The organism is Bradyrhizobium sp. C-145, assembly GCF_023375135.1.
Classification (GTDB): Bacteria; Pseudomonadota; Alphaproteobacteria; order Rhizobiales; family Xanthobacteraceae; genus Bradyrhizobium; species Bradyrhizobium zhanjiangense.
The window spans coordinates 1308281-1331274 of record NZ_CP088150.1 but is presented as its reverse complement, the minus strand read 5'-3'; the positions used below and the strand labels follow the sequence as shown (position 1 = coordinate 1331274).

Here is a 22994-nt window from a genome sequence, read left to right as displayed (position 1 = left end):
CGTTTAGCTGGCTTGCCCCACGGGTCCAGGCGATATCTACGCTATTCCCGACTTGAGAGCCGGATACCCGATGGAGTGATCAATCAGGTAATTCCGGTTCCCGCAGAACCTCGACGACTTGGGCGCTACGGTACGGCTTAGGCAGAAACTCAAATCGTTATCTTCGATGTGGACGTGACCGGAGGTCGCGAAGATCTTGATTCGTGGCCCACGGTCGCGGACGAACCGGGCGAGCTTCAACCCGTCCATCGAACCCGGCGTCTGAATATCGGTGAAGACAACATGGATGTCGGAGCGGGCTGAGAGAATGGCGATGGCTTCGTCGGCATTGACCGCCGGAATGACTTCAAAGCCGGCGTCTTCGAGCACCTCGACGGAATCCATCCGCGGTAGGAATTCGTCCACGACGATCAATATGACGGGGCTCGTACGCGCCATTCCGGTGCAATCCTCCACGCTGGCAAGCGCGCCATCAAGATATTGTTCCTAAAGATCAAGAACTTGCGTTTCGCCCGAAAATCCGTGAGCAGTCAGGAGCGAGGGAGTTGAATTGTGAACGTTGTGCCGGTCTTCTCGTCCGAACTAACGGCGATGTCGCCGCCATGGGCTTCGACGATCAGCCTCGCGATGTAGAGGCCGAGCCCCAGATGAGCGCAGTCACCCGAATCCTGCACTTGGCCGCGCATCCACGACTGGAAAATCGCCCTTTGACCTTCAGCGGGTATGGCAGGACCGAAATTATGAACGCTCACGATCAAAGTGCGGGGATCGTTGCCCGATACCATCACCGAAACCGGTTTCGTTCCACCATCAGGTTGGACAGCACCTGTCCCATTCTTGCCGGGTCCTAACGCCCGTTTGGATCACCTTTCTGAGTGACTGTGAGAGTGTGCTTCTCGTTGACGCTTTGCAGTTCGTCGGCGATTCCGTGACATACCGACGCCATGTCGGTTTGGGATTTTGCGATGGGGACGTCGATTCCGAAAGATGAGCGGGCGAGATCGAGCAGATCATCCAGAATTCGCGTCGCCCGGTCCGTTGTCCGGACGAGATCGGAAACGATTTTGGCCTGGAATCCATCGTCCCAGACCGCTCCTGCGCCAATCGGGTTCCGCAAGTCGTGACCAAGGATGCCCAGAAAGACATTCCGGGAGTTGTTGATTGTTTTGGTGTAGTGGGCGACGGATTCGGTCACAGCCTGATCGATCGCTTCGTTGAACCTGGTGAGATCCTCCAGATCAGTGCTTTCGAGGCTCCGGTGGTGTGCCACCCGTTGCTTCACTACGCTCGCCCGCAAGGCTCGATATTCCGAAACCTTTTGATCGATATCGAAGCCGTCCGCAAGGCGGAGGGCCGCGTGCACCTCTGTCGCCCTCTTGCGAAACGATTCGTCTCCGCCGTCCATGCCGCGCGACTTGTCGACCTGTTCGGCCGGCGTCTGAGGAGACTCCAGGTCCGTGGCGACGAATTTGAGAATCTCGACGATGTGGTCTTTGAGCGCGAGCTTCGACATCACCTCACTCGCCAGTGAACGCGTCCGCGCAAAATCGATCCATTCCTCGATGATAGCGGATTGGTTGTTGCGGATGAAATCCGCCAGGCGCTCATCGCGTTCGCCAGGGTCCGTATCGGCTGGATCGCTCAAAAGACCACCCTCACCTGCTCCGCTTCGATCAAGCCTAACTCAGTTCTTTCGAAATTACTGCGCCGAATGCTTTGGCAAGATAGTTATTTTGGCCCATGGAACTTCAATAGTGAGCGGGGAAGCCACGAGGAAAGGTATGCGAGACCGCATCTACCGGATCGTCGAAATCTTCTTGCACCGCACGGCCGGACCATACATTGGCTCACAAGCGGCCGATCTCGGCTGCGCTGGTCGGCTTCCGCTTTGACGTCGGTAACGGACCAAGAGACGTGAAGACCCCCTGCTAGATTTTGTCCAGCGATGCCTGATGGCGGATATCTTCTGGAATCTCGCGCAGAAAGCTCTGCCCCTTTTGCAAACGCCGCCCGAGCGCCTCGACAAATCCTTCGAAGCGTTCTCTGCCCTTTGCCTGCGCGGCCGCCTGCGCGTCGTTGGGCAACGGTGGCGTGATCGTCAGCCAGAAACGGATGAACAGGGCCACGGTCTCAGCCGTAAGGCCGACGTCACGCTCCAGCCTCTGCATCTGACGTGACAGCCGATCCAGGCGACGGGTAAACGCCGCCTCCCGCCTGTCCGCGCCGTCCGGTGACAGAAACGAAACGACAGCCGCTTCCACGATCGCAGACCGAGAAAGCTTCCTGCGATCGGCGAGCTCCGAGATCTGTTTCAGAAGCTCTGGCGGGAAGTAGACGTTCATCCGGTCGCGCATATTGCCTCAGAGCTCCATGCCGTCATTCGAGTCCATGGCGACTTGACGGGCGACGCCGCGCATCTGTTGACGCATGAGCCGGGACTGGCGGACCGCATCTTCGTCGTCGTCTAGCACGGCGGCAAATTCCTCTGCCGGTGTCGGTTCGGTCGTCTCCTTGGCGATCGCGACGTGATCGGGGAGCTCGGGCTCCCGACGAAGGCCGCTGTTCGCCATGTCTTCCCCGGCCTCGGCGGCCTTGTCAGTTGGACCTCCCGTCGGCTTCGGCGTTCCGAGCGCTGACCATCCGTCCGTTCGCGATGATCGGCCGGCGCTCGCCGGATTGGGCGGCGGCAGAACCCGCTCAGTGAACCGCCTGTCCTCGAAGTAGCGGACCTTCTTCGCCCGGATCGGCGCCGTCCCCGCCACCATGACGATCTCGTCCATTGGCGGAAGCTGCATGACCTCGCCTGCGGTCAGCAGTGGCCTTGCCGTCTCCTGCCGCGAGACCATCAGGTGCCCCAGCCATGGGTTCAACCTGTGCCCGGCGTAGTTCTTCATCGCACGCATCTCCGTCGCCGTACCCAGCGCATCGGATACCCGCTTGGCGGTCCGCTCGTCATTGGTCGCAAAGCTGACGCGGACGTGACAATTGTCGAGAATGGCGTTGTTGGGCCCGTAGGCCTTCTCGATCTGATTGAGTGACTGCGCGATCAAGAAGCTCTTGATGCCGTAGCCTGCCATGAAGGCGAGCGCGGACTCGAAAAAATCAAGACGGCCCAGTGCCGGAAACTCATCGAGCATCATCAGGACTCTGTGCCGGCGGTCGCGGGCGTGCAAGTCCTCGGTCAGGCGCCGGCCAATCTGGTTCAGCACCAAGCGGATCAACGGCTTAGTCCGCGAGATATCGGAGGGCGGCACCACCAGGTAAAGCGTCGTTGGACGGCTATCTGCGATCAGATCGGCGATCCGCCAGTCGCAGCGACAGGTCACCTGGGCCACAACAGGATCGCGGTAAAGGCCGAGGAACGACATCGCGGTGGACAGGACGCCTGAACGTTCATTCCCTGACTTGTTGAGGAGCTCGCGCGCCGTCGATGCGACAACGGGATGGGCGCCCTGCTCGCCAAGATGCGCGGTGGTCATCATCGCCTTCAGCGTTGCCTCGATCGGCCGCTTCGGATCGGAGAGAAAAGCAGCGACTCCGGCCAAGGTCTTGTCGGCCTCGGCATAGAGGACATGGAGGATGGCGCCGACCAGGAGCGAATGACTGGTCTTCTCCCAATGGTTCCGCTTGTCGAGCGAGCCTTCGGGGTCGACCAGGACGTCGGCGACGTTCTGGACGTCGCGAACCTCCCACTCCCCGCGTCGGACTTCGAGGAGCGGATTGTAGGCCGAGGACTTTGGGTTCGTGGGGTCGAACAACAGGACTCGGCCATGCCGTGAACGGAAACCTGCGGTCAGTTGCCAGTTCTCGCCTTTGATGTCGTGAACGATGGCCGAGCCGGGCCAGGCCAGCAGGGAGGGGACGACAAGACCGACGCCTTTGCCCGATCGAGTTGGTGCAAAACACAATACGTGCTCCGGTCCGTCATGGCGGAGGTAGTCGCGGTCGAGCTTGCCCAGCACCACGCCATCCGGACCGAGAAGTCCGGCCGCTCGAACCTCCTCCAGACCAGCCCAGCGCGCCGAACCATAGGTCTCGACATTCTTGGCTTCACGCGCCCGCCAGACAGACATGCCGATCGCCACTGCGATCGAAACGAAGGTCCCCGACGCCGCGATGATGGCCCCCTCGACAAAGATTTGAGGCGCATAGGCGTCGTAGACGAACCACCACCAGAAGAAGACTGGCGGGTAATAGATCTTGAAGCCCAACAGCTCGAACCAGGGCCGCCCAAGCTCCGGTTGCCAGGCGAGCCGCCAAGCCGTCCACTCAGTCGCTCCCCAGATTGCAAGCAAAACGATCAGGCCGACGACGATCACCTGTCCCCAGAGGATTTTGGTTCCAGACATCGCGAACGTCCTTCCGTAACTGGATTGAAGAGACTACTAGAGACCCAGGTCGCGCTTGCGACCAAAGCCCCACTCGATGCCACCGCCGTCCTTCACGACGCCCGTGACGTGTTGGCCGAGCCTCTTTTCGAGTTCGCGCGACCAGGGCACGAGCTGGAAGCCAAGCCCATTATCGATCATGGCAAAGCGTCCCGAGGTGAGCGTCAGCCGCTGACGATATGTGCCCGCCACGTGCTCCCCGGACGCGGCCTTCACGTGAGGCAGGCCAGTGTCGGCCGAGACCTTTGCTGCCACTTCGTCCAGTTCGCGCCGGCGCAACGTGTTCAGGAGGTCGCGCTGTAAGATGATGCGTTGGCCCTGCCGCTGCGCCAGGCCCTCCTGGATCAGATGCTCGGTCCGGGCTTCCATGGCGTCGCGGGCCTCACGACCGAATCCGCCCATGGCGAGTGGCATGGGATCGCGTTCGACCAGCCTGTGGTCGAGCCAGGTGGCCCCTCTTGCAGTGACCTGCCCACCGAGATCGAGATCGGAACGGGTTGCGAGCACCACGGTCGGCCGCAGATCGCCGGCTTGACCGATGCGTCGGACTTCGACGACGCCGCCGGTCGCCGGAGCATGTTCGAAGGCCTCGACGCCTCGGAAGCGCACGTGGTGAGCACGTCCGTCAGTTCCATCGATCAGGGCGTAGGCCTCGCCAGTCAGTTCGTCGTGCAATCCCCGGTCGACCAATCGTCCGATGATCTGGGACGTCGGCTGTCCACCTTCGATGACGTAGTCGGCAACGCCGCGCGTTTCCCCGCGCTCGGTAAAGGCGCGATGCATGGTCTTGATGATGTCGCCGCGCATGCCGAGGTCGCGCAAGCTACGCTCGGCCTCGAGCCCTACCATCCATTCCCCTGGTGCGGCGGATGCGGCAAGGCCCATCTTCTCTAGGTGTTGAAGGCGGCCGACCATCAGGCGCCTGATCTCGGGATCGGACTTGCCGGGATTCTCGGGACGAAGATCGATATAGCCGATCTCGTCGGCCGCCAGCCGGATCTCCCGATCGAGCCGCGTCCATCGTTCCGCCGTGACTTCCTTCTCCAGCGAATTGCGGATCTCGTGCTCCGGTTTTGGACCGAGTTCAATGGCGACCAGTTCCTCGGCGCGCGAGCGCAGGCCGTGGCCGATGTAGTCGCGGGAGATTACGAGATCCGTCCCTTCCTCATCGACTCCCCGAACGAGAAGATGGACGTGAGGGTTGTCGGTGTTCCAATGATCGACAGCCACCCAATCGAGCCGCGTGCCGAGATCGGTCTCCATCTGCTTGGCGAGATCGCGGGTGAAGGCCTTGAGGTCGGTCATGTCGCCGGCGTCCTCGGGTGAGACGATGAACCTGAAATGATGCCGGTCGTCCTGGCAGCGTTCAGCGAAAGCCGCGCTATCAGCACGGTCGCCGCCGGCATCGAACATCTCGGCCCGCTCAGCACTCCGGGTCACGCCGTCGCGCTTCAGATATGAGAGGTGGGCGGTCAGTGGTGCTGAACGGAAGGCTCGCCCTTTATGACGAACCACGCGCGCCTTCACCACAACGCGCCGCGCTGGGCTGAACAATCTTGCACGGCTAAACGACAGCCGGCCGCGGCCAAACGTGGAGCGCCCATAGGCCGCCGAACGCCTGCGGGCCACGGTCTGACCCGAGGTGTGCCCTGCTCTCTTCGCCGCCCGCAGCACCTGGTTGATGAAGCTCTTGGGCTTCGGTGCGCGGGTGCTGCGGATGCGCCCGGGCCGGATACGCAGGTCGCTATCGCCCACGCTCATGGCAGGACCTCCCAACGATCAAAAGCGGACACGGTGCCGAAAAGACCCCTGATTGCATTCGTCAAAATGCACCGCGCGGCACGCGCCCCGACCGACCGGCACGCCAGAACCCAAGCCATGCCAATGGCTTGCGGTTCGACCGGCGAGACCCTTTTATCTCGCCGTCCTGCTGTCGTGTTTCCCCGCTGCTCTCCCCATTCCGCCCATTGTTCTCCAGAGCACGCCAATGCATGCCAGCTTGCGTAAACAGTCATCGCTGGGGCCCCGCATCAGATCTCGGGACGAACAACCCTGTTGTCTGTGGCGCAATGGTCGAAATGTCGTGAACGGAGACGGCCATTGGAGCTCGATTCGTTGGTTGCCCAGGCTGCAGCCGGGCCGCGGTCGTTGAACTTTGAGACTGCACAACGAAGAGCGCTCCTCCCGATGGCCGCAGGCTTGCGACTGCACCGGAACCTACAATATCGCCACCGATGATCGGCACTAGCTTCTGCAGATAGATCTGGGTTTCAGCGGGCAATGGACGACCGGCGAGATGCTCTTCGTAGCGAGTAGGCCCTGCGTTGTAGGCCGCTAAAAAGCCTGGTGAACCGTACCGGTCGTGCAACTCGCGAAGGTACGCTGTCCCCGCAAGAATGTTGTCATGGGGATCGTAGGCATCATCGCCGAGGTCGTACCGCAGACGTAGCTCTGCCCACGTCTCTGGCATGATCTGCATCAGCCCCATGGCACCTTTCGGTGACCTGGCACGCACGTCTTGGGCGCTTTCGACGTCCAAGACTGCTCGTATCCAGCGCACCGGCACACCGAAGCGGCGCGAGGCCTTCTCGACAAACTGCGCAAACGGAACGGCAGCACGATGACTCGCTGAAGGCTCCGCAGGTCGCATCTCGGCTAGAGCAGCGGCGTTACTCACGGTCAGCACAATGAACAACGGTGCGACAGCGCGCAGGCTCCCCTCGAGCAAACGCAAAGGTGCCGCCGTGCTCGCGCCCTTCCAGGGTAAAACCGCTTCGCGCCCGCCGTTCGGCCACCCTGGGTCGCCGCTACGGGCGGAGGCTTTGCAAGCATTTGCCGGAACGGAAGAATGGGCTCGCAAACGATTGAATAAAGGAATGACAAGGCGCGGACAAAGAGGAAGCACTATCACTCCTCCCATGTCCACACGGGCAGCGCACGGCCAATAATGGCTGACGCCGGCAGTAATCCGAAGTATCGGCTGTCCAGCGAATCATTCGACTGCCAGTTCATGAGAAAGAGCTCGCCGTCACCGACGACGCGGCAGCCTTGCCATTTCGGCAGCGGCCGCCCGCGTCCATCGCGATCCTTTGCCTCGCCCATCGCAATGTTATCGACCGAAATCGTGAGCCCACTTCTGCAGACCGTCTGTCCGGGTAACGCCAAGACCCGCTTGAGCATCGGGACGCCGACCGGCAGATAGCCATTGAAGTCGAGAAAGGTCGCAAGCGGTTCGGGCGGCTGAACGGCGACCAGCTCGGTGACATGGAAGCTTTTTGCCGGTCGCAACCGATAGAGACCGATGGGCACGCTCGCCGATGCATTCCAAATGTAGATTGGAAGCGGCTCCAGGATGATTGTCGCGACGAGAGCAGCAGCAGCCCCAAACGTTGCGATGAGCATCTTCAGGCGGCCTGTCATCGCATCACCCTCTGCCGGTGAAGCCAAGCCTGGTGGCGGGCTTTCGTGTAGGGGCGCGGGTTTTCGTTGACGGACAGACGGTTGTGAACGTGATGCCAGTGATCAGGAGCGACGTCAGCCGGATCGATGCCGAGCGCCTCGACGGCGTCGATCATCTGCAGTACCCGTTCGACCTTCGGCCAACCGGACAGCCGCAGTAAAATCTCTCCACCGGGCTTCACATACGGCACGGTCGAGCAGCGCTGTCCCGGAGCGACCGCGCGCAAGATGTCGATCCGCGAGATGATCATGCCAAAGTCGTTGGACGTCCAACGGACGAAGGCAAAAGTGCTGCCCGGTGCAAATGACAGGACGCGCCTGTGACGATCAAGCTTGCGTTCGTTGACGATACGACCGAACCGAATGCGGTTTTCGATTCGCTTCTCGAGCCACAGCACCTCCACTTCGGTGAGATCGCTCATACCGCCGCCCCCTGAAGCTCGAACTGCAAGCCGTGCGCTTTGGGGGCGGTGAAGTGTGTGCGCCGATTGTGAAGGCAAGCAGGATTTGTGGCCTGCCGTTGGCAGTCGGCTCCATCGTCGCTTTCGGCCTGGTCCGTTAGAAGAAATCCGAAGGATTTCTGGTTAGTAAAGTTAGAGCGGCTGGAAAGCGTCGAGAAACAAGCTCTTAAGCTCGATTCCGGTCCCCGATAGCACGAGGATTGGGTCCCCGATAGCACGAGGGTTGCGGTAACCGATAGCACGAGCTGATTCACAGGTTGTCCTCCGAATTTGGAATGAGTCCGCGCCGGCGCGGGCGAGCCGTTAAGGGATCAACAGGTGCAGGCGCGAAGTTCAGTCGCTCGGTACCGTTGGGGTCGCGCGTGAGCACGAGCTGATAGCCAGGCAATGTCTGGCGCTGGACGATCTGCCGTACGTCGTAAGCGAAGTGCTTGAGCGGCGAGAGGATGCCGGACTTGGCATGGAGGGGCACAAGGTCAAAACTCCAGCCGCCCTCCTGCCGACCGCCGTGCTTGCGCACAAGCCGATAAAGCCAGCGCTCAAGCCCGCCCGTCAGATCGAAATAGGCGCGGTCGATCGTGAGCATGAGCGCGTCATCGATGACGCCCGCATAGAACCAATCCGGCAGGATCAATTCGAGCCCAAATGGGCGACCATTTGCATTGGCTGTCTCCTTCCACTCGTTGATCCAGGAGAAACGATGCCGTCGCCGTTCTGTCGGCTGGCGGATCGACGTCAGCACGGTCGTTGCCTGCAACCTGTCGAGCCCAGCCTTCAGCCGGTCATAGTCGCGCGCGCTGGTGCCGCGGCCGACAAACGTCAGAATCTCGTAAGGCGTTGCAGCCATCAGCCGCGACGTCTTCAAGCCGGCGTCACGTGCTTCGACGATCTGGGACGCAGCCCAGATCAGAATATCTGCATCCCAGATGGTCGCCATGCCGTGTTCCGGCACGGCTTCGACACGAATCGCGATCGCACCGGCACGGAAATCGATCGGCACAATCCGCTTGGTCTTTGCCAGTGAAAAGAATGGATAGGCCATCAGATCCTGCGCGTCGCGGGGCGCAAGCTCGCCGGGTAGCGCCCGAAATAGCTCAAGCTGGTCGCACTCGGAATGGTATTTGCGCCGCATGGTCACTGCTTTCACGCGGTGATCAGCGACGTTCCTGGCCCGCATAAGGGCGCAGCGTCGGGTGCTTCTTGGCCGGCAGCACTGTCCCCTTCCCGGGGTCGGACGTCGACGTCTTGGCGCCGAGGTCGGCCCATGCTTTCAGGTCATCGACGGCGTAGACAACACGTCCGCCAATCTTCCGATACGTCGGCCCGGTGCCGTACGTGCGGTGCTTCTCGAGCGTACGACCGGAGAGGCCAAGATAACGCGCGGCCTCCGGTGTACGCAGGAAGCGCGGGGGAAGACCGGCCATCGGATCGGGCATTTGAGAACTCCAAGAGGACAGCGCACTACGCCTGGCTAGGCCGGCGTGTGTGCGGTCATCATGGGGAAGCAGGATCTCGGAGGGGGATGCCGAATCTTAATGGTACGGTTTTCGGCACCCCTTGGGGACTGCGCTACTCGTTCCTGCGCCCGGGCCGCAGCAGTTTGCGATAGCCTCTGCGTACCAACGCGAGGCCGCCTTGCACCAGGCGGACGGTTCGATTGCGCAAATCGTGTGTCTTCCAGGCGCGATCGGGAATGCGCTTCTTGCCGAACAGCGCTTCGGCGATCATGCGATAACTGCCGCCGGCGCTATGCGCATCGAGCGCGCGGATCGCGGCGCTCAGCCGTTCGCGCCGCTGTTTAGATAAGTGATGAAATGCAGGACCTGGCGCGCGCCCATTGATCGCACGCCACAGCCGCCTGGCTGCATAGGCACGCGCTTCCAGATCGCCATCAAACGGCAGTTCGGCCGCATATGACGCGCCGAGCACTGGCGTGTCTCTGGACCAAATGCGGTGGTCCACTGAACCGATGCGCAGCACGGCATGCCAGCCGTCGACAGCGCGGCGCACCTGGCCAGCTGTAAGGTCGAGCAGTGGCTGAGACGGCGCCCCGTCGTCATCGGCCACCGCGACCTTGACCGGAACGACCGCCGCTAAAACCTCTGGCGCCCAAAAGATCGTCTGCTGGTCGAAGGACCTCTGCGGGTCATGGGCGAAAGCATAGGCCCCACCTCCTCCTGAATTCTGGTGTCACTTCGCCATCGGACTGTTGGCGATCATCGCCTCAAACTCGCGTCGATAGTCCGCGTTCCGGCGAAGACATTCCAGGCGATGTCGGTGACGTCGGCGTCTTGTAGACTCTTGTAGGAATCCGGCGACCGCCAGTCGAATTCAAGCATTGCTTCCGCCCCATTGCACGCAGCTAACAAGGAGGCAGGTCGAAGTACATACTATAGGAGATAAACCTCATAGTATGTAAAGACGCAATTTGCGCCGATGGACATGCGCAAGTTAGTCGGTCGGAATTTCGCAAGAGTGCGGAAGCAGAAGCGCGCCACGCAGGAGAAATTCGCGGAAGTGTCCGGATTCACTCAACAGTATATCAGTGACCTAGATGTGGAGCCTCAAGAGGTTGTTCTCGGTCAGACCGAGCCGGCTGATGGGCGTTTGAGATTTTATACCACCGTGGGGTCGGTGCCAGTTGTATTGGTGCAACCAGATCGGCAGCTCGTGGGCGCGCCGATCTGACGTTGGATAGGCTTTGGCATAGGCCCATTCGCGAAGCGCGGTCTGGATGAAGCGCTCGGCTTTGCCGTTTGTTCGCGGCGTGTAGGGCTTAGTGCGGATATGCTTGATGCCCAGGTCCCGGCACGCGTCGCGGAAGGCGAAAGACTGGTAGCAACTCCCGTTGTCGGTCATGACGCGAGTGACAGTGACCCCGAGGCTTTTGTAATAAGCCACAGCCGCCTTGAGGAAGGGAACGGCGCTGTCCGCCGTCTCGTCTGGTTTAATCTCCGAGAAGGCGACGCGAGAATAATGGTCGTCAATGCAGACGTGGACGAAATCCCAGCCGGCGCCGCGGCTCTTGTTCGGACCACTCGGATCGCCGGTGATGCGGTGGCCGACCCGCTCGAAACGCCCGAGCTTTTTGATGTCGATGTGGATGATCTCGCCTGGGGTCTGGCGTTCATAGCGCCGTTCCGGCTCGGCCGGCTCGAGATCGCGGATCCGGTTTAGTCCCAAGCGGCGCAGAATGCGGCTGACGGTGGCCGGTGACACAGCGACCTCGGCTGCGATCTGCTTGCCGGTATGACGCTGGCGGCGCAAGGCCTCTCGACAGCTGTGCACGTGGCTGGCGGGGTTTGGCTCGGCGATGAATGGGGCCTGGAGGAGCGGTCGCGCAACCCTTCTACGCCATCCTCGCGGAACCGCTTGACCCATTTGGCAACGGTCTTCGGCGTCGTGTTGAACTGGAAAGCCGCGTCGGCCTGGCTCAGCCCGCCCTCGACCACGCTTCGCACCATCGCCTCTCGACCTTTGGGCGTCAAAGGCGCATTCTTGTGGACGTTCATCTGGTCTCCCCTTGGAAAACTGAAGCTTCGCAACCTCAGCTTCCTTGGTTCAGACCAGATGGACAACCTCCTGAAAGACCACACCTAGAGCGTCGCCGTCGCAATCCAACTGTCGTCACTCTATTTGAGCTCGCCAGCACGTTGGGCGTTAGTCATGTCGATCTAGTCCTCCCAGATGAAGGGGCACGAGACGACCGGCCAAAACTTGGCAAGCGGCGGTGATTGAGCTGCAAATCGCACGCTATGTCCCTCCGGACCGGCCCCCTAGTACCCACTTTTCTTGGATCGCGTGATTCAAGATATGGATGATACCCGAAGCAAGAGAAGTCCACCTTTCGAGGAAAGATCGCAAGGTGCTTGAGGCGTGCTGTCGCTCACCGGTGACCTTGCAGCGCGATTTGAAGCGGGCTCGGATTGTTCTGTTGGCAGCGGACGGGCGCAGTACGCGCTCGATAGCCAAGGAAGTTGGGGTCCAGCCGCGGATTGTCAGCCTTTGGTGGCATCGCTATGCCGACCATGGCCTTGAAGGGCTGAAGGACAAGCCGCGGCCGGGCAAGCAGCCGATCTATACGAAGACGACCGACAAGCGGATTCTGAAGCTGCTGGACAAGCCGCCGCCGCAGGGGTTTGCGCGCTGGACCGGCCCCCTGCTGGCCGAGGCGCTGGGCGATGTCGATGTCCAATATGTTTGGCGGTTTCTGCGCAGCCACAAGATCGACCTTGTGGCTCGCAAGTCCTGGTGTGAGAGCAACGACCCGAACTTTACGGCCAAAGCCGCCGATATTGTTGGCCTTTACGTCGCCCCGCCGGCGAGGGCCATTGTGCTATGCGTGGACGAGAAGCCCTCGATCCAGGCTTTGGAACGAGCGCAGGGCTATCTGAAGTTGCCCAATGGCCGCGCCTTGACCGGCCAGAGCCACGACTACAAGCGGCATGGCACGACGACACTATTTGCAGCGCTCGAAGTCACCACCGGAAAGATCATCGCAACGCATTCAAAACGCCGTCGCCGCGTCGAATTTCTCGACTTCATGAACAGCGTCACCAAGGCTTATCCGGGCCGCCAGCTTCACGTCATCCTCGACAATCTCAACACTCATAAAAAGAACGAGGGCTGGCTCAAGGCCCATCCCAACGTGCAATTTCATTTCACGCCGACAAGTGCGTCATGGCTCAATCAGGTCGAAGTATGGTTTTCGATCTTACAGGGGCAGTCGCTCAGCGGCACTTCCTTCACGAGCCTCAAGCAGCTTCAGGAACACATCGATGCCTACGTCAACGCATACAACGACAGAGCCGAACCCTTCGTCTGGACCAAGAAAAAGGTCCGTCAACGCCGTTTCAAAGGTCGCCGTATCACTCAGCTCTGATTCCGGGTACTAGGGCGTTTGCGACGAGTACGAATGCAGTGTCGCGGCTGAAAACGCGACAAGCAAGCTAGGTAAGAGCTGCACGGCTCGATGCGCGAGCACGGACTGAGGGCGGGCTTTAGGAAGCCCCGCCCGATCTGTTCGGGCGGGGCGTGATTGAGCGAGCTTACTCGCCGTTCTTGCGCGGCCGCGACCACAAGAGCGTGTAGCCTTCGCCGCCTTCGTCGTCGAAGAGGTTCGCGTAGATCGGCGCGTTGAACGAAGGGTCGTCGAGCTTGAGCGAGAGGTAGTCGCGCCCCTCTTCGGAACGCTTCGACCACGCTGCGCCGATCTCGGCCCGGCCCACGTAGATACGGTGGCTGGGCGCGTTCTCGTTCGAGCGGTTGGTTTCGGCGACGATGCGGACGCCCTTAGCTTGCAGGCTCAGGGTGACGATCTCGCCCTGGAAATCGTTGCCGACCTTCTTGAAAGAACCGATGTTAGCCATGTCACTTCTCCTGTTGTGTTTCGAGCCCGCGACCACCGCGGCCTCGATGGCGATGGACAGGCCGAGGACGATCGGCGACGCACCCGCTCGCGGGCCGAAGCGCAGCGGAGGACGCCGTTGTTGCGACTTTCTTGCCTCGCGAGGAATGGGCGTAAGCCCAGGGGAAGAAAGTCGCATCAACGGCGTTGCGGCTTAGACGATCGAGGCGAAGCCGGTCTTCGGCCAGATCAAGCCATCAAAGAGGCCACGTGCGTCCGCGTGCTGAACCGCGATCTCGGGAGAAGACTTGCCGACTCGGTTGAACTGCACAAGAGGTCGAAACGTTTCGGAGGAGAAATAGAAACGATCTGCCGCAAAAGGCGGTATCGTCCCCGATAGAACGATCGAGGGGCTGCGCGCCGCACCACCGCATCTACGTGGGCCGGACTCAATTGGACCGACTTGGTCGAAGCGCAGCGAAGAGGGGCGCGACTACCTCTCGCTCTAATCACGCTGACCCCGCGTTCAACGCGCCGATCTACGTGAACCTGTTTGAAGGTGAGGAAGGCGAGGAAGGATCATCCCTCGTGCGTGGCGGCCGTGAGAACGGATTGAGACGGTTGCTTCACCAGCCCGGCCGGCTGAACAGGCGCGTCTCGGCAAAAACGGTCAAGCGCGTCAACGCCGTGCCGCCAATGCAAATCGCGCCCAGGCAGGCGAAGACCTCACGCCAAACCAGCGACGGCACCCCGATCTGCGATAGCGCGAACACCACATGATAGCCGGCGACGGCGGCGGGAACAGCGAATGATGTCGCGATCGCGACGCGCAAGGCCGAGGACCGTGTAACAGCAACGGCGACCTGGCCGAGGACGAGCGTCAGCGCACCGCCGGCCGTTGCGATAAGCAGCGCGCCAATGAGGCCGGCGCCGCTCTGAAACGCCGTCATCCCGATACTCAGTGCGACGAAAAACGGCAGGGCATACACAGCGAGCGAGAAGATCGCCCAGCAGAACAGGCCAATACCAAGTGTGTTGAGAACAAGCCCAAGGGGGAGCATGGTGGTGGCTCCATGTGCATAGATGTACCAGTCGCGCCTTCCACCACCACCGCGGCGCAGGCCTGGATATGAGACTGGAAAGAGGCGGAGTTGCGGCGTAGGCAATTCCGCCTCGAAGGCGTGGGATCGAGAGACGGTGCTCACGCGCCGGCGAACCTCCAGACGGGGATGCCGAGGCGCTTCGCCTTGTCGGCGAGGTTGTCCTGGATGCCGGTGCCCGGGAAGTGCATGACGCCGATCGGCAGGAGTTCGAGCATGGCATCGTTGCGCTTGAACGGTGCTGCCTTGGCATGTTTCGTCCAGTCGGGCTTGAAAGCGATCTGCGGCACCTTGCGGGTGACTGCCCATTTGGAGGCGATCAGTTCGGCACCTTTCGGTGAGCCGCCATGGAGCAGCACCATGTCGAGATGCTTGGCGTGAACCTTGTCAAGACGATCCCAGATGAGGTGGTGGTCATTGAAGTCGAGCCCTCCGGTGAGCGCGATCTTCGGCCCTGACGGCAGCATGACCTCGGTCTCGGCGCGGCGCTTGGCAGCGATGAAGTCGCGGGAGTCGATCATTGCTGCGGTCAGAGTGCGGTGGTTCACCAACGATCCCGATCGGGGGCGCCAGAATGAGCCGGTGTGGGTCTCAAAGCGCTCGATGGCCTGGTCGCGGAAGAGCTCCAGGCAGCTGCGGCGCTCGATCAGCGTGATGCCTTCTGCCGTCAGGCGCTCAAGTTCGACCGATCGCACTTCGGAGCCGTTCTGCTCGCGTTGGCTCTTCTGTTGTGCCTGTTCGTTGTCGTCGAGTTGGCGTTCGATGCGGTCGACGGCACGATGGAACAGATTGACGGTCGACCAGAGCAGATCGTCGAGTTCCAGTTCAATCCGGGTGTCGGTCAGTGTTGCGACCAGGGCGTCGAAGATATCGGCGACCGCGCCGGCGATCATCTTGCCCTCGGGGAGCGGTCTCGGATCGGGCTGGTCGTCGAAGGGGCGGTAGCCGAAGAGCTGCAGTTCGTTGAGAACCTGGTCGGTTGGAGATGCGGCGTGCAGCGGTTCGATGTCGTCATGGTCGGTCATGGGAGTAGGTCCTTTGCCGGATCGGCCGCGCCCATCGCGGCCTTCGTGGCGATCACTCAGGCGGCGGGCGGAACGGGCCAGAACCCGAAGCGGCTTGTCCGCCGAAGCCCGAAGGCGTAGGCGGAAGCGGAGGGCCGAAGCGGCAGCGGAGGATGGCGGAGGCCGGCTATTTTGCTTCGCGATGCAAAGCGCGCCGGTCAGTGGCTGATGTGTCTTCTCATCGCCGGGGCGCGGCGGAAAATAGCCGGACGTAGCCATTGCCGGCCCGAGCCGCCTGCCGTCCGATCGCCCTCTAGAAGGCCGTGGTCGCGTCCTCTTCCGGCAGTGGTCTCGCGATAGCCGACCGATGAACGTCGATCGAACACCGGAGCTACTCCGCAGCTACCGTCGACGAATGCAGGAAGCGAACGACGTCTTCTGGCACGAGTTGAACCCGCAACGCTGCTCGGAGGGGCTCAAGCCCGAAGATGTGCAGATCTTCGTTGAAGTCACCAAGCCGAGGCGACAATGCAATCGCTTCAACGCCGGCGTCTGCCGCGCGCTGGGTGAGAATAGCCTGTACGGCATCGCCAGCGGCGTCGGCATCGCGGGCGATATAGAGACGACGCAGGCCAGAGGGCAGCAACATTGCAGAGAGGTGATTGGCCGAGAGTGCAGCGGTCATGGGCAAAGTCGGCAGCACGTAGCGCAGCGACAGCATGGTCTCGATCCCCTCGCCGGCCGCAAGCACGTCGTCCACCACACCGAAGCGAACGGCGTTGCCGAGCAGGTCGCCCATGGCCCGCCGTGGCGTGTCGATAGGAGCCTTTCCGAACCGTATGCGATCAAAACCGTCTGGATCGAGCCAGGTGCGGTGCACACCAGTCATCCGTCCCTTGAGGTCCGTGACAGAGGCAATCATCGCCGGCCAGGTTTCGGTCGGTAGATGCTCGTCCGGCCGATAGTAGCAACGAGGATGGAAGCGGAGGCTGCCACCATGGTGGACGTTGGCTATTCCGCGACGCTGCAAGTACGTCTCGGCTACCGTCCCTTTAATCGGGCTGGACATCGCAAAGAGCCGACGAGCCGCTTCTCGTGATCCGGCCGGCACTTCTGAACGAACGGGTTTCGGAGCCTGCTGCGGCTCGGGACGAGGCTGCTTCAGAAACCGCCTCGCCTCCTCGGCGACCTCGCGAAAGTCTCGCAACGCCAGGCTTTCGCGAATGATGTCGAGGAGATCGCCGTGCTCGCCGGTCGCGGCATCGGTCCATTTGCCGGCGGGGCCCTTCGGCGATTCCTGCAGCCGCACGAACAGTGAGCGGCCCGGAGTGTTGTGGACGTCGCCGACCATCCAGTACCGCCCTGCCCGCTTGCCATTGGAGAGGTAGTGTCGGCACACCGCCTCGGCCTCGCGCGCGAGGCGGCCTGCCAGTTCGGAGGCATCGCGGGGCATCACGCGGCCTCCCGCCCACCAACGCGCGCGACCGGGTAGCTGTCGAGCACCTTCGACAAGATCTGAGCGCCGCTCCCGTCCGTGGGCACGAACATGCGCAGCTTCCAGGAGATGAGCTCCCCAAACAGACCATAAGCTCGCAGTCGATCACGCATCGTATCGTTGAATCCCGACAGCTCGATGCGATATGCACCCATCACCCGGACACGGCGAAGCTGGAGTCCCTCCGCCAGCTCAAGGACGGCCCGTCCTTCCACCAGAGCGGCAAAGGCGGCATCCGGCGCCAGCGAAGGCGCGTCCGCCGCAAGGACGTTTGCGACCCAGACTGCCGAGACCTTGCGGCCGATGATGCGCTCGCCCGCATGGGTCTGAAGCCTATAGACGCGGGTCGATTCGTTCGGCAGCCGCTTCCAGATGGGGAGCAGCAGGCCCGCCACGACGTGGATCGTGCTTTCCGCGAACTCGGGGACTTCGGCAAGCTCCGCCAACCAGGCCGCGGCGAAGCGTTCACGGTCCGCTTCGATCCAATGGCTCTCCGCCATCATGGTCAAGGGGACCCGGTGCTGCTCCATCGGACGGATCAGGCTGACGCGCCGCTCGATCTCGCCGTCGTCGAGCATGACGCTCGCCGCCGGGACCTGCACAGCGGCTCGTCCCGAGCGCTCGTTAATCAGCAGGACGGCATGACGCTCGGAGAGACGATCGAAAGCGTCGTCCAGACCCACAGGATGGTTGCGCTGGCGCTGGGTGATCGTGATCAGGCGGGTCTCGGCGCCAGTGCCCGGATGGACATGGATCGTCCGCCGGTCGGTGACGACAAAGCTCTCAGCGCGGAGCGTTTCCAGCCCCACGTCGAAGGTGCCCGACGCAACCGCCCCCTCGATCCGAGCGGTCAGGAGGTGCTCGAAAGCGGTGAACAAGATATTCTGCAGGTCGATGGTGAGCGCAAGCAACCTGTTCAGGAAGGTCGTGATCGGCGGCAGGTCGCCCCTGAGCCCATTGGAGTCTGTCAGCTTCAGGCCGGTCGATTCTTCGAACCTCTGAAGCGAGCAGCCGTCGACCTTGCCTCGCACGAGCAACGTGTAGAGTTGACGCAAGGCATCGCGCCCGTACTGGCTTTCCAGATTGTCCTCGCGCCGGAACAGGCCCTGCCCTCCGGTCTGGCGCTGGCCGCGTGTGATGGCCCCCAGTGTGTCGAGCCGGCGGGCAATGGTGCTGAGAAAGCGCTTTTCGGCCTTCACGTCGGTCGCGATGGGCCGGAACAGCGGCGGCTGCGCCTGGTTGGTCCGGTTGGTCCGGCCAAGCCCCTGGATCGCGGCGTCGGCCTTCCAGCCGGGCTCGAGCAGGTAATGGACCCGCAACCGGCGATTCCGGGCCGACAGTTCGGCGTGGTAGCTCCTTCCCGTGCCGCCGGCGTCGGAGAACACGAGGATGCGCTTGACGTCATCCATGAAGGCCGCGGTCTCCGCGAGGTTCGCCGAGCCAGCGCGATTTTCGACCACCAGCCGGTCGTCCTTGCGAACGATGCGGCGCGAGCGACCAGTTACTTCGGCGACGATGTCAGTGCCGAAACGCTGGATGACCTGATCCAATGCCCCTGGCACGGGCGGCAGCGAGGCGAGTTTTTCGATGAGGCGACCGCGGCGTACGACGGCTTCGCGGCTCTCGACCGGCTGGCCATCGCGATAGACGGGCCGGGAGCAGAGATTACCCTCCGAATCAGTCAAGGGCTCATAAAGCTGGACCGGGAAGGAATGGACGAGATAGTCGAGGACATATTCGCGCGGGGTGATGTCGACCTGGACGTCGCCCCATTCCTCAGTCGGGATTTCGGCGAGCCGGCGCTCCATCAGCGCTTCCCCCGTCGACACGATCTGGATCACGGCGGCATGACCAGCTTCGAGATCGCGGTCGATCGAGCGGATTAGCGAGGGCGTCTTCATTGAAGTCAGGAGATGGCCGAAGAAGCGCTGTTTTGCACTTTCGAAGGCGGATCGCGCCGCGGATTTTGCCTGCCCGTTCAGCGTTCCGGTTGCGCCCGTGATGTTGGCCGCCCGCATCGCGGCATCGAGATTGTTGTGAATGATGCCGAACGCATCTGCATAGGCGTCGTAGATGCGAACCTGCTCCGGCGTAAGCTGGTGCTCGACGAGCTCGTACGCGACGCCCTCGTAAGAAAGCGAGCGGGCCGCGTGGAGGCCGAGCGCCTTGAGGTCGCGCGCCAGCACCTCCATGGCCGCGACCCCACCCTCCTCGATCGCTTCGACGAACTCGGCACGCGTGGCGAACGGGAAGTCGGAGCCGCCCCAAAGACCGAGGCATTGTGCATAAGCGAGGTTGTGGACCGTGGTGGCGCCCGTCGCCGACACATAAACCACGCGAGCATTCGGCAAGGCGTGCTGGAGCCGAAGGCCCGCACGCCCCTGCTGTGAGGCCGCCTGATCGCCTCGCTCGCCCTTGCCGCCAACCGCGTTCTGCATGGCGTGGCTCTCGTCTAAGACGATCACTCCGTCGAAATCGGAGCCCAACCACTCAACGATCTGCCTGACACGCGAAAGCTTTTTGCCACGCTCGTCGGTGCGTAGCGTGGCATAGGTGGTAAATAGGACGCCTTCCGCGAGCCGAACCGGCGTGCCCTGGCGGAAATGAGATAGCGGCGTGACGAGAAGCCGCTCCATGCCGAGCGCGGACCAGTCGCGCTGCGCGTCCTCGATCAGCTTATCGGATTTGCTGACCCACACCGCCCGCCGGCGGTCCTTGAGCCAGTTGTCGATCAGGATACCGGCGACCTGCCGCCCCTTGCCCGCGCCGGTGCCATCGCCCAAGAACCAGCCGCGACGAAAGCGGACGGCGTTCTCGGCGTCGTCGCGCGCGGCAGCCACAACGTCGAAGGTCGCATCCACCGTCCAGGAGCCTGCGAGATATTCGGAATGCGCTTCGCCGGCACAGATGATGCTTTCGATCTGGGCGTCCGACAGAACTCCATCTGCCGCGATACGCGAAGGCAAATGGGGGCGATAGGACGGCCTCGGCGGCGCAACGGAAACCATCGCCGCGGACTGCACGAGCTTGGTCGGATGTGCGCACGTTCCGGGAATACAGATCGACTGCAATCCGTATTTCTCATAAAGCGCATCGGTCAGTCGAGCGCCTTCCGGCGGCGACCATTCGACCGTCTCGTAGATCAGTTCTACGCTGTCGGGCACTACCCCACTTGAAGCGGACGATGGACGTGGCCCAGAGGCGCCGGCCGATCGTGATATTGCAGGGCGCCTGATGGCGTCGACCGCGACCGGCGAAGCGACTGGCAACCTCGGAGGCACCTGCTGCGTCACCCAGTCAAGCAAGGTGGCGACATGGCCCGCCGTCCCCAGTGAGGCGGGAAAGATCTTCGGATCTGCGGCGGACACCTTGTCGATCACAAGCAGCCGCGTGTCGATCTGCGTTCCGTGCTTGGCGTAAACAGCGCCGTCGATGGCGGCGGAAAACACCACCCGCCCGCGTTCCTGGAGACGAACAAAGGCATCTCGCCATGCCGGGTTATCCGGCGCCAGGCTCGCGCCGACGATGGCGACGAGGCGCCCGCCGTCGCAAAGGCGTGCCAGGGCTGAAGCGATGTGGCGGAGAGCCGCGTCCGCCATCCGTCGATCGACATTCGCAAGCGCCGAGAACGGCGGGTTCATCAGGACGACGGTAGATCTGACACTCGCATCGAGGTGGTCATCGATTTGAGCGGCGTCGAACCGCTTGATCTCAACGTTGGCGAACAGTTGGTCGAGGAGCTCCGAGCGAGCCTCCGCCAGCTCGTTCAGCGTCAGAGCATCGCCGGCGAGTTCAGCAAAGATGGCGAGCAAACCGGTTCCTGCGCAGGGCTCGAGCACGAGATCGGCCGGCGTAATGGCGGCTGCGGTGCATGCGACCAGCCCGAGCGGGATCGGCGTCGAGAATTGCTGAAACGCCTGACTGTCCTCGGAGCGCCGCGTATGAGTCGGCAGAAGACTAGCCATTCGCGCGAGCATCGGCAGCATCGCGGCGGTCGAGCCAGCCTTGGCGCGCATAGCCGGGCCGAACTTGCGAAGGAACAGAACGGTTGCCGCCTCGCAGACGTCATAGGCAGTCTTCCAGTTCCAGGCACCGGCCGCGTCCGAGGCGCCGAAGGCAGCCTCCATGGCGCTACGCAGAACGGCGGCATCGATGCGACGGCCGCCTTCGAGATCGGCCAGGAGCTGTCGCGCGGCTTTGACGGCCGCAGTGGTTAGACTTGCAGCGGCACGCATCGAGAGCGGCGCGGCGGCGGCGCCGCCGGCGAGAGATTCGGTCATGGCTGGATTTCTCAGGAGAGCAGGAACGGGTCGAACCGCCGGGCGCTCTCCAAGACCACAGCGATTCAAACGCCTCCCGGCCCGTCTCTCCCTCTCAGCCATCGCAAATAAAAAGGGGACCGGCGCTGAGCACCGGTCCCCCAACGACTGCCGGACGGCCGCAGCCATCCCGCCCTGTCACGTCACTCAGCCGCGTCGAGCTGTTGCGGATCGGCCGTTGCAGAAAGCCGAGCAAGAAGTCCGCAGCCTTCGATACCGCGCTCGCCGCCCGCACAACGGCGCGGTTGTCCTCACGCAACACCTCCAGCCAGGAGCCGATATAATCGGCATGGCGCACGGTCGGCACGATTCCAAGTGAGGCGCAGACGAACGCACCCGCCATCTCGGCGACTTATCTGAACAGTCAAGTCGTCTCAGTGAGATTTTTCGGTAGCGTTTTCCTGAAAAACCGCGGGCTTCCGGGCGATCTCGGCGCGTGAGACAGACTTGCGAATTGCCGAGGCACCTTGGCGGTCGTTCAACCGGCACAGCAGGGCAGCTCGGCGACGTCCTCGCCGAACGAGAGAGCAGCGAGCTTCAGGTCCCCGACAGTTTCGCCCCCCGGGCTGGTGCTCGATCGGCCGAGCTGACGCAAGAGGTGACGGATGGCAGTGCGCGAGCGTTCACCACTCCTACCCGAATGACGCCTGAATCGCTTGTCATCCGGGCGATGCCGGCCCGCCGGTCACGGTCACATTCAGATCGGTGATGAGCCCGCTCGACAGCGAATAGACCCAGCCATGTACCGCCAATGGCTGGCCGCGCGCCCAAGCATCCTGAACGAAGACGTCGGACGCGACGTTCCTAACCTGGCGGATGACGTTGAGCTCGCAGAGCCGGTTTAGCCGCTCTCGGTCGTCGGTGTAGGCGGCGAGCTCGTCCTTGTGGTCGTGGGCGACTTCGCGGATCGGATGGAGCCAGTGGTCGACGAGGCCCCGGCGCTCGCCATCCACTGCAGCGGCTATGCCTCCGCAGCCATAGTGGCCGACGACCAGCACGTGCTTCACCTTGAGCACGTCGACGGCGAACTGCAGCACCGACAGATAATTCGCATCCTGGGGCGGGGCGAGGTTGGCGACGTTGCGGTGAACAAACATCTCGCCGGGGTCCAGCCCCACGATCTCGTTCGCGGGTACCCGGCTATCGGAGCAGCCGATCCACAGATATTCGGGCCTCTGCTGCCCCACCAGCCTCTTGAAGAAGCCGGGATCGACAGCGAGCTTGCCCTCGGCCCAAGCGCGGTTGTTTTGCTTCAGCTGATCGAGCATGAGATGGTCGACTCCTTGGTTACTGTTGATGCCGCGCTCGCTTCACCACTTTGGTCTCTTTAGACCGCTGTTGCATATGATCAGCGAGACGATCATAGCTCGCAGCAATGGCACGCATTTGCCGTTTGGCTTCTGTGTCATCCAGGAGTTTCG

18 protein-coding genes and 6 pseudogenes are annotated in these 22994 nt (G+C 62.2%); 4 read left to right on the top strand and 20 right to left on the bottom strand.

Annotated features, from left to right (window positions below):
* Nucleotides 1-79: 79 nt before the first annotated feature.
* From LRP30_RS06330 to LRP30_RS06275, 12 genes and pseudogenes are all read right to left on the bottom strand, one after another.
* Nucleotides 80-438, bottom strand: a pseudogene (locus LRP30_RS06330) (response regulator).
* A 92-nt stretch (nucleotides 439-530) separates the two neighbouring features.
* Nucleotides 531-785: an ATP-binding protein gene (locus LRP30_RS06325; RefSeq protein ID WP_249759706.1), complete on the bottom strand. Its 255-nt coding sequence runs from the start codon at nucleotides 783-785 to the stop codon at nucleotides 531-533.
* 62 nt (nucleotides 786-847) lie between these two features.
* The gene (locus LRP30_RS06320) at nucleotides 848-1645 is read right to left on the bottom strand and encodes an RsbRD N-terminal domain-containing protein (protein WP_249759705.1); all 798 of its coding nucleotides are present in this window, start codon (nucleotides 1643-1645) and stop codon (nucleotides 848-850) included.
* Between the two features lie 283 nt (nucleotides 1646-1928).
* On the bottom strand, nucleotides 1929-2354 hold the full coding sequence (locus tag LRP30_RS06315; RefSeq protein ID WP_249759704.1) for a CopG family transcriptional regulator: 426 nt from the start codon (nucleotides 2352-2354) through the stop codon (nucleotides 1929-1931).
* Between the two features lie 6 nt (nucleotides 2355-2360).
* The gene (locus tag LRP30_RS06310; protein ID WP_249759703.1) at nucleotides 2361-4349 is read right to left on the bottom strand and encodes a conjugal transfer protein TraG; all 1989 of its coding nucleotides are present in this window, start codon (nucleotides 4347-4349) and stop codon (nucleotides 2361-2363) included.
* A 36-nt stretch (nucleotides 4350-4385) separates the two neighbouring features.
* On the bottom strand, nucleotides 4386-6149 hold the full coding sequence (locus tag LRP30_RS06305) for a DUF3363 domain-containing protein (protein ID WP_249759702.1): 1764 nt from the start codon (nucleotides 6147-6149) through the stop codon (nucleotides 4386-4388).
* Nucleotides 6150-6399: 250 nt separating this feature from the next.
* Complete coding sequence (locus tag LRP30_RS06300) at nucleotides 6400-7122, bottom strand: transglycosylase SLT domain-containing protein (RefSeq protein WP_249759701.1); 723 nt, start codon at nucleotides 7120-7122, stop codon at nucleotides 6400-6402.
* A gap of 173 nt (nucleotides 7123-7295) precedes the next feature.
* Complete coding sequence (locus LRP30_RS06295; RefSeq protein ID WP_249759700.1) at nucleotides 7296-7808, bottom strand: S26 family signal peptidase; 513 nt, start codon at nucleotides 7806-7808, stop codon at nucleotides 7296-7298.
* Nucleotides 7805-8269 carry a DUF2840 domain-containing protein gene (locus LRP30_RS06290; protein WP_249759699.1) on the bottom strand — a complete coding sequence of 155 codons (465 nt, stop codon included), beginning with the start codon at nucleotides 8267-8269 and terminating at the stop codon, nucleotides 7805-7807. Before LRP30_RS06290 ends, LRP30_RS06295 begins: the two co-directional genes overlap by 4 nt.
* 289 nt (nucleotides 8270-8558) lie before the next feature.
* A complete protein-coding gene (locus LRP30_RS06285; RefSeq protein WP_249761701.1) occupies nucleotides 8559-9440 on the bottom strand; it encodes a replication initiator protein A in 882 nt (293 codons plus the stop codon).
* Nucleotides 9441-9462: 22 nt separating this feature from the next.
* Nucleotides 9463-9744, bottom strand: a complete 282-nt coding sequence (locus tag LRP30_RS06280) for a helix-turn-helix domain-containing protein (RefSeq protein ID WP_249759698.1) — start codon at nucleotides 9742-9744, stop codon at nucleotides 9463-9465.
* 133 nt (nucleotides 9745-9877) lie between these two features.
* The gene (locus LRP30_RS06275; protein ID WP_249759697.1) at nucleotides 9878-10375 is read right to left on the bottom strand and encodes a DUF2285 domain-containing protein; all 498 of its coding nucleotides are present in this window, start codon (nucleotides 10373-10375) and stop codon (nucleotides 9878-9880) included.
* 369 nt (nucleotides 10376-10744) lie between these two features.
* Between LRP30_RS06275 and LRP30_RS06270 the strand changes: the two are divergent.
* Nucleotides 10745-10864: pseudogene (locus LRP30_RS06270) on the top strand (helix-turn-helix transcriptional regulator); the annotation flags it as partial.
* On the opposite strand, the pseudogene LRP30_RS06265 reads toward LRP30_RS06270, so the two are convergent.
* Nucleotides 10859-11820: pseudogene (locus LRP30_RS06265) on the bottom strand (IS481 family transposase). The pseudogenes LRP30_RS06270 and LRP30_RS06265 sit on opposite strands and share 6 nt — an antisense overlap.
* Before the next feature lie 84 nt (nucleotides 11821-11904).
* Between LRP30_RS06265 and LRP30_RS06260 the strand changes: the two are divergent.
* Both LRP30_RS06260 and LRP30_RS06255 read left to right on the top strand, forming a co-directional pair.
* Nucleotides 11905-12042, top strand: a pseudogene (locus tag LRP30_RS06260) (XRE family transcriptional regulator); the annotation flags it as partial.
* An 83-nt stretch (nucleotides 12043-12125) separates the two neighbouring features.
* On the top strand, nucleotides 12126-13190 hold the full coding sequence (locus tag LRP30_RS06255) for an IS630 family transposase (protein ID WP_249759696.1): 1065 nt from the start codon (nucleotides 12126-12128) through the stop codon (nucleotides 13188-13190).
* A gap of 166 nt (nucleotides 13191-13356) precedes the next feature.
* Here LRP30_RS06255 and LRP30_RS06250 read toward each other — a convergent pair whose 3' ends face one another.
* Nucleotides 13357-13677, bottom strand: coding sequence for a DUF736 domain-containing protein (locus LRP30_RS06250; protein ID WP_018317677.1), 321 nt, complete (start codon nucleotides 13675-13677; stop codon nucleotides 13357-13359).
* 395 nt (nucleotides 13678-14072) lie between these two features.
* Here LRP30_RS06250 and LRP30_RS06245 point away from each other — a divergent pair.
* Nucleotides 14073-14228: pseudogene (locus tag LRP30_RS06245) on the top strand (DUF736 family protein); the annotation flags it as partial.
* Between the two features lie 53 nt (nucleotides 14229-14281).
* On the opposite strand, the gene LRP30_RS06240 reads toward LRP30_RS06245, so the two are convergent.
* The 6 genes and pseudogenes from LRP30_RS06240 to LRP30_RS06215 form a co-directional block, all read right to left on the bottom strand.
* Complete coding sequence (locus LRP30_RS06240; RefSeq protein WP_249759695.1) at nucleotides 14282-14716, bottom strand: hypothetical protein; 435 nt, start codon at nucleotides 14714-14716, stop codon at nucleotides 14282-14284.
* A gap of 140 nt (nucleotides 14717-14856) precedes the next feature.
* Complete coding sequence (locus LRP30_RS06235) at nucleotides 14857-15780, bottom strand: DUF2493 domain-containing protein (RefSeq protein WP_249759694.1); 924 nt, start codon at nucleotides 15778-15780, stop codon at nucleotides 14857-14859.
* A 370-nt stretch (nucleotides 15781-16150) separates the two neighbouring features.
* Complete coding sequence (locus tag LRP30_RS06230) at nucleotides 16151-17212, bottom strand: toprim domain-containing protein (RefSeq protein ID WP_249759693.1); 1062 nt, start codon at nucleotides 17210-17212, stop codon at nucleotides 16151-16153.
* Nucleotides 17212-21534, bottom strand: coding sequence for a strawberry notch-like NTP hydrolase domain-containing protein (locus LRP30_RS06225; protein WP_249759692.1), 4323 nt, complete (start codon nucleotides 21532-21534; stop codon nucleotides 17212-17214). The genes LRP30_RS06230 and LRP30_RS06225 overlap by 1 nt, the downstream gene beginning before the upstream one ends.
* Nucleotides 21535-21628: 94 nt before the next feature.
* A pseudogene (locus LRP30_RS06220) lies at nucleotides 21629-21925 on the bottom strand (zincin-like metallopeptidase domain-containing protein); the annotation flags it as partial.
* Between the two features lie 307 nt (nucleotides 21926-22232).
* A complete protein-coding gene (locus tag LRP30_RS06215) occupies nucleotides 22233-22841 on the bottom strand; it encodes a carbonic anhydrase (RefSeq protein WP_249759691.1) in 609 nt (202 codons plus the stop codon).
* Between the last annotated feature and the right edge of the window lie 153 nt (nucleotides 22842-22994).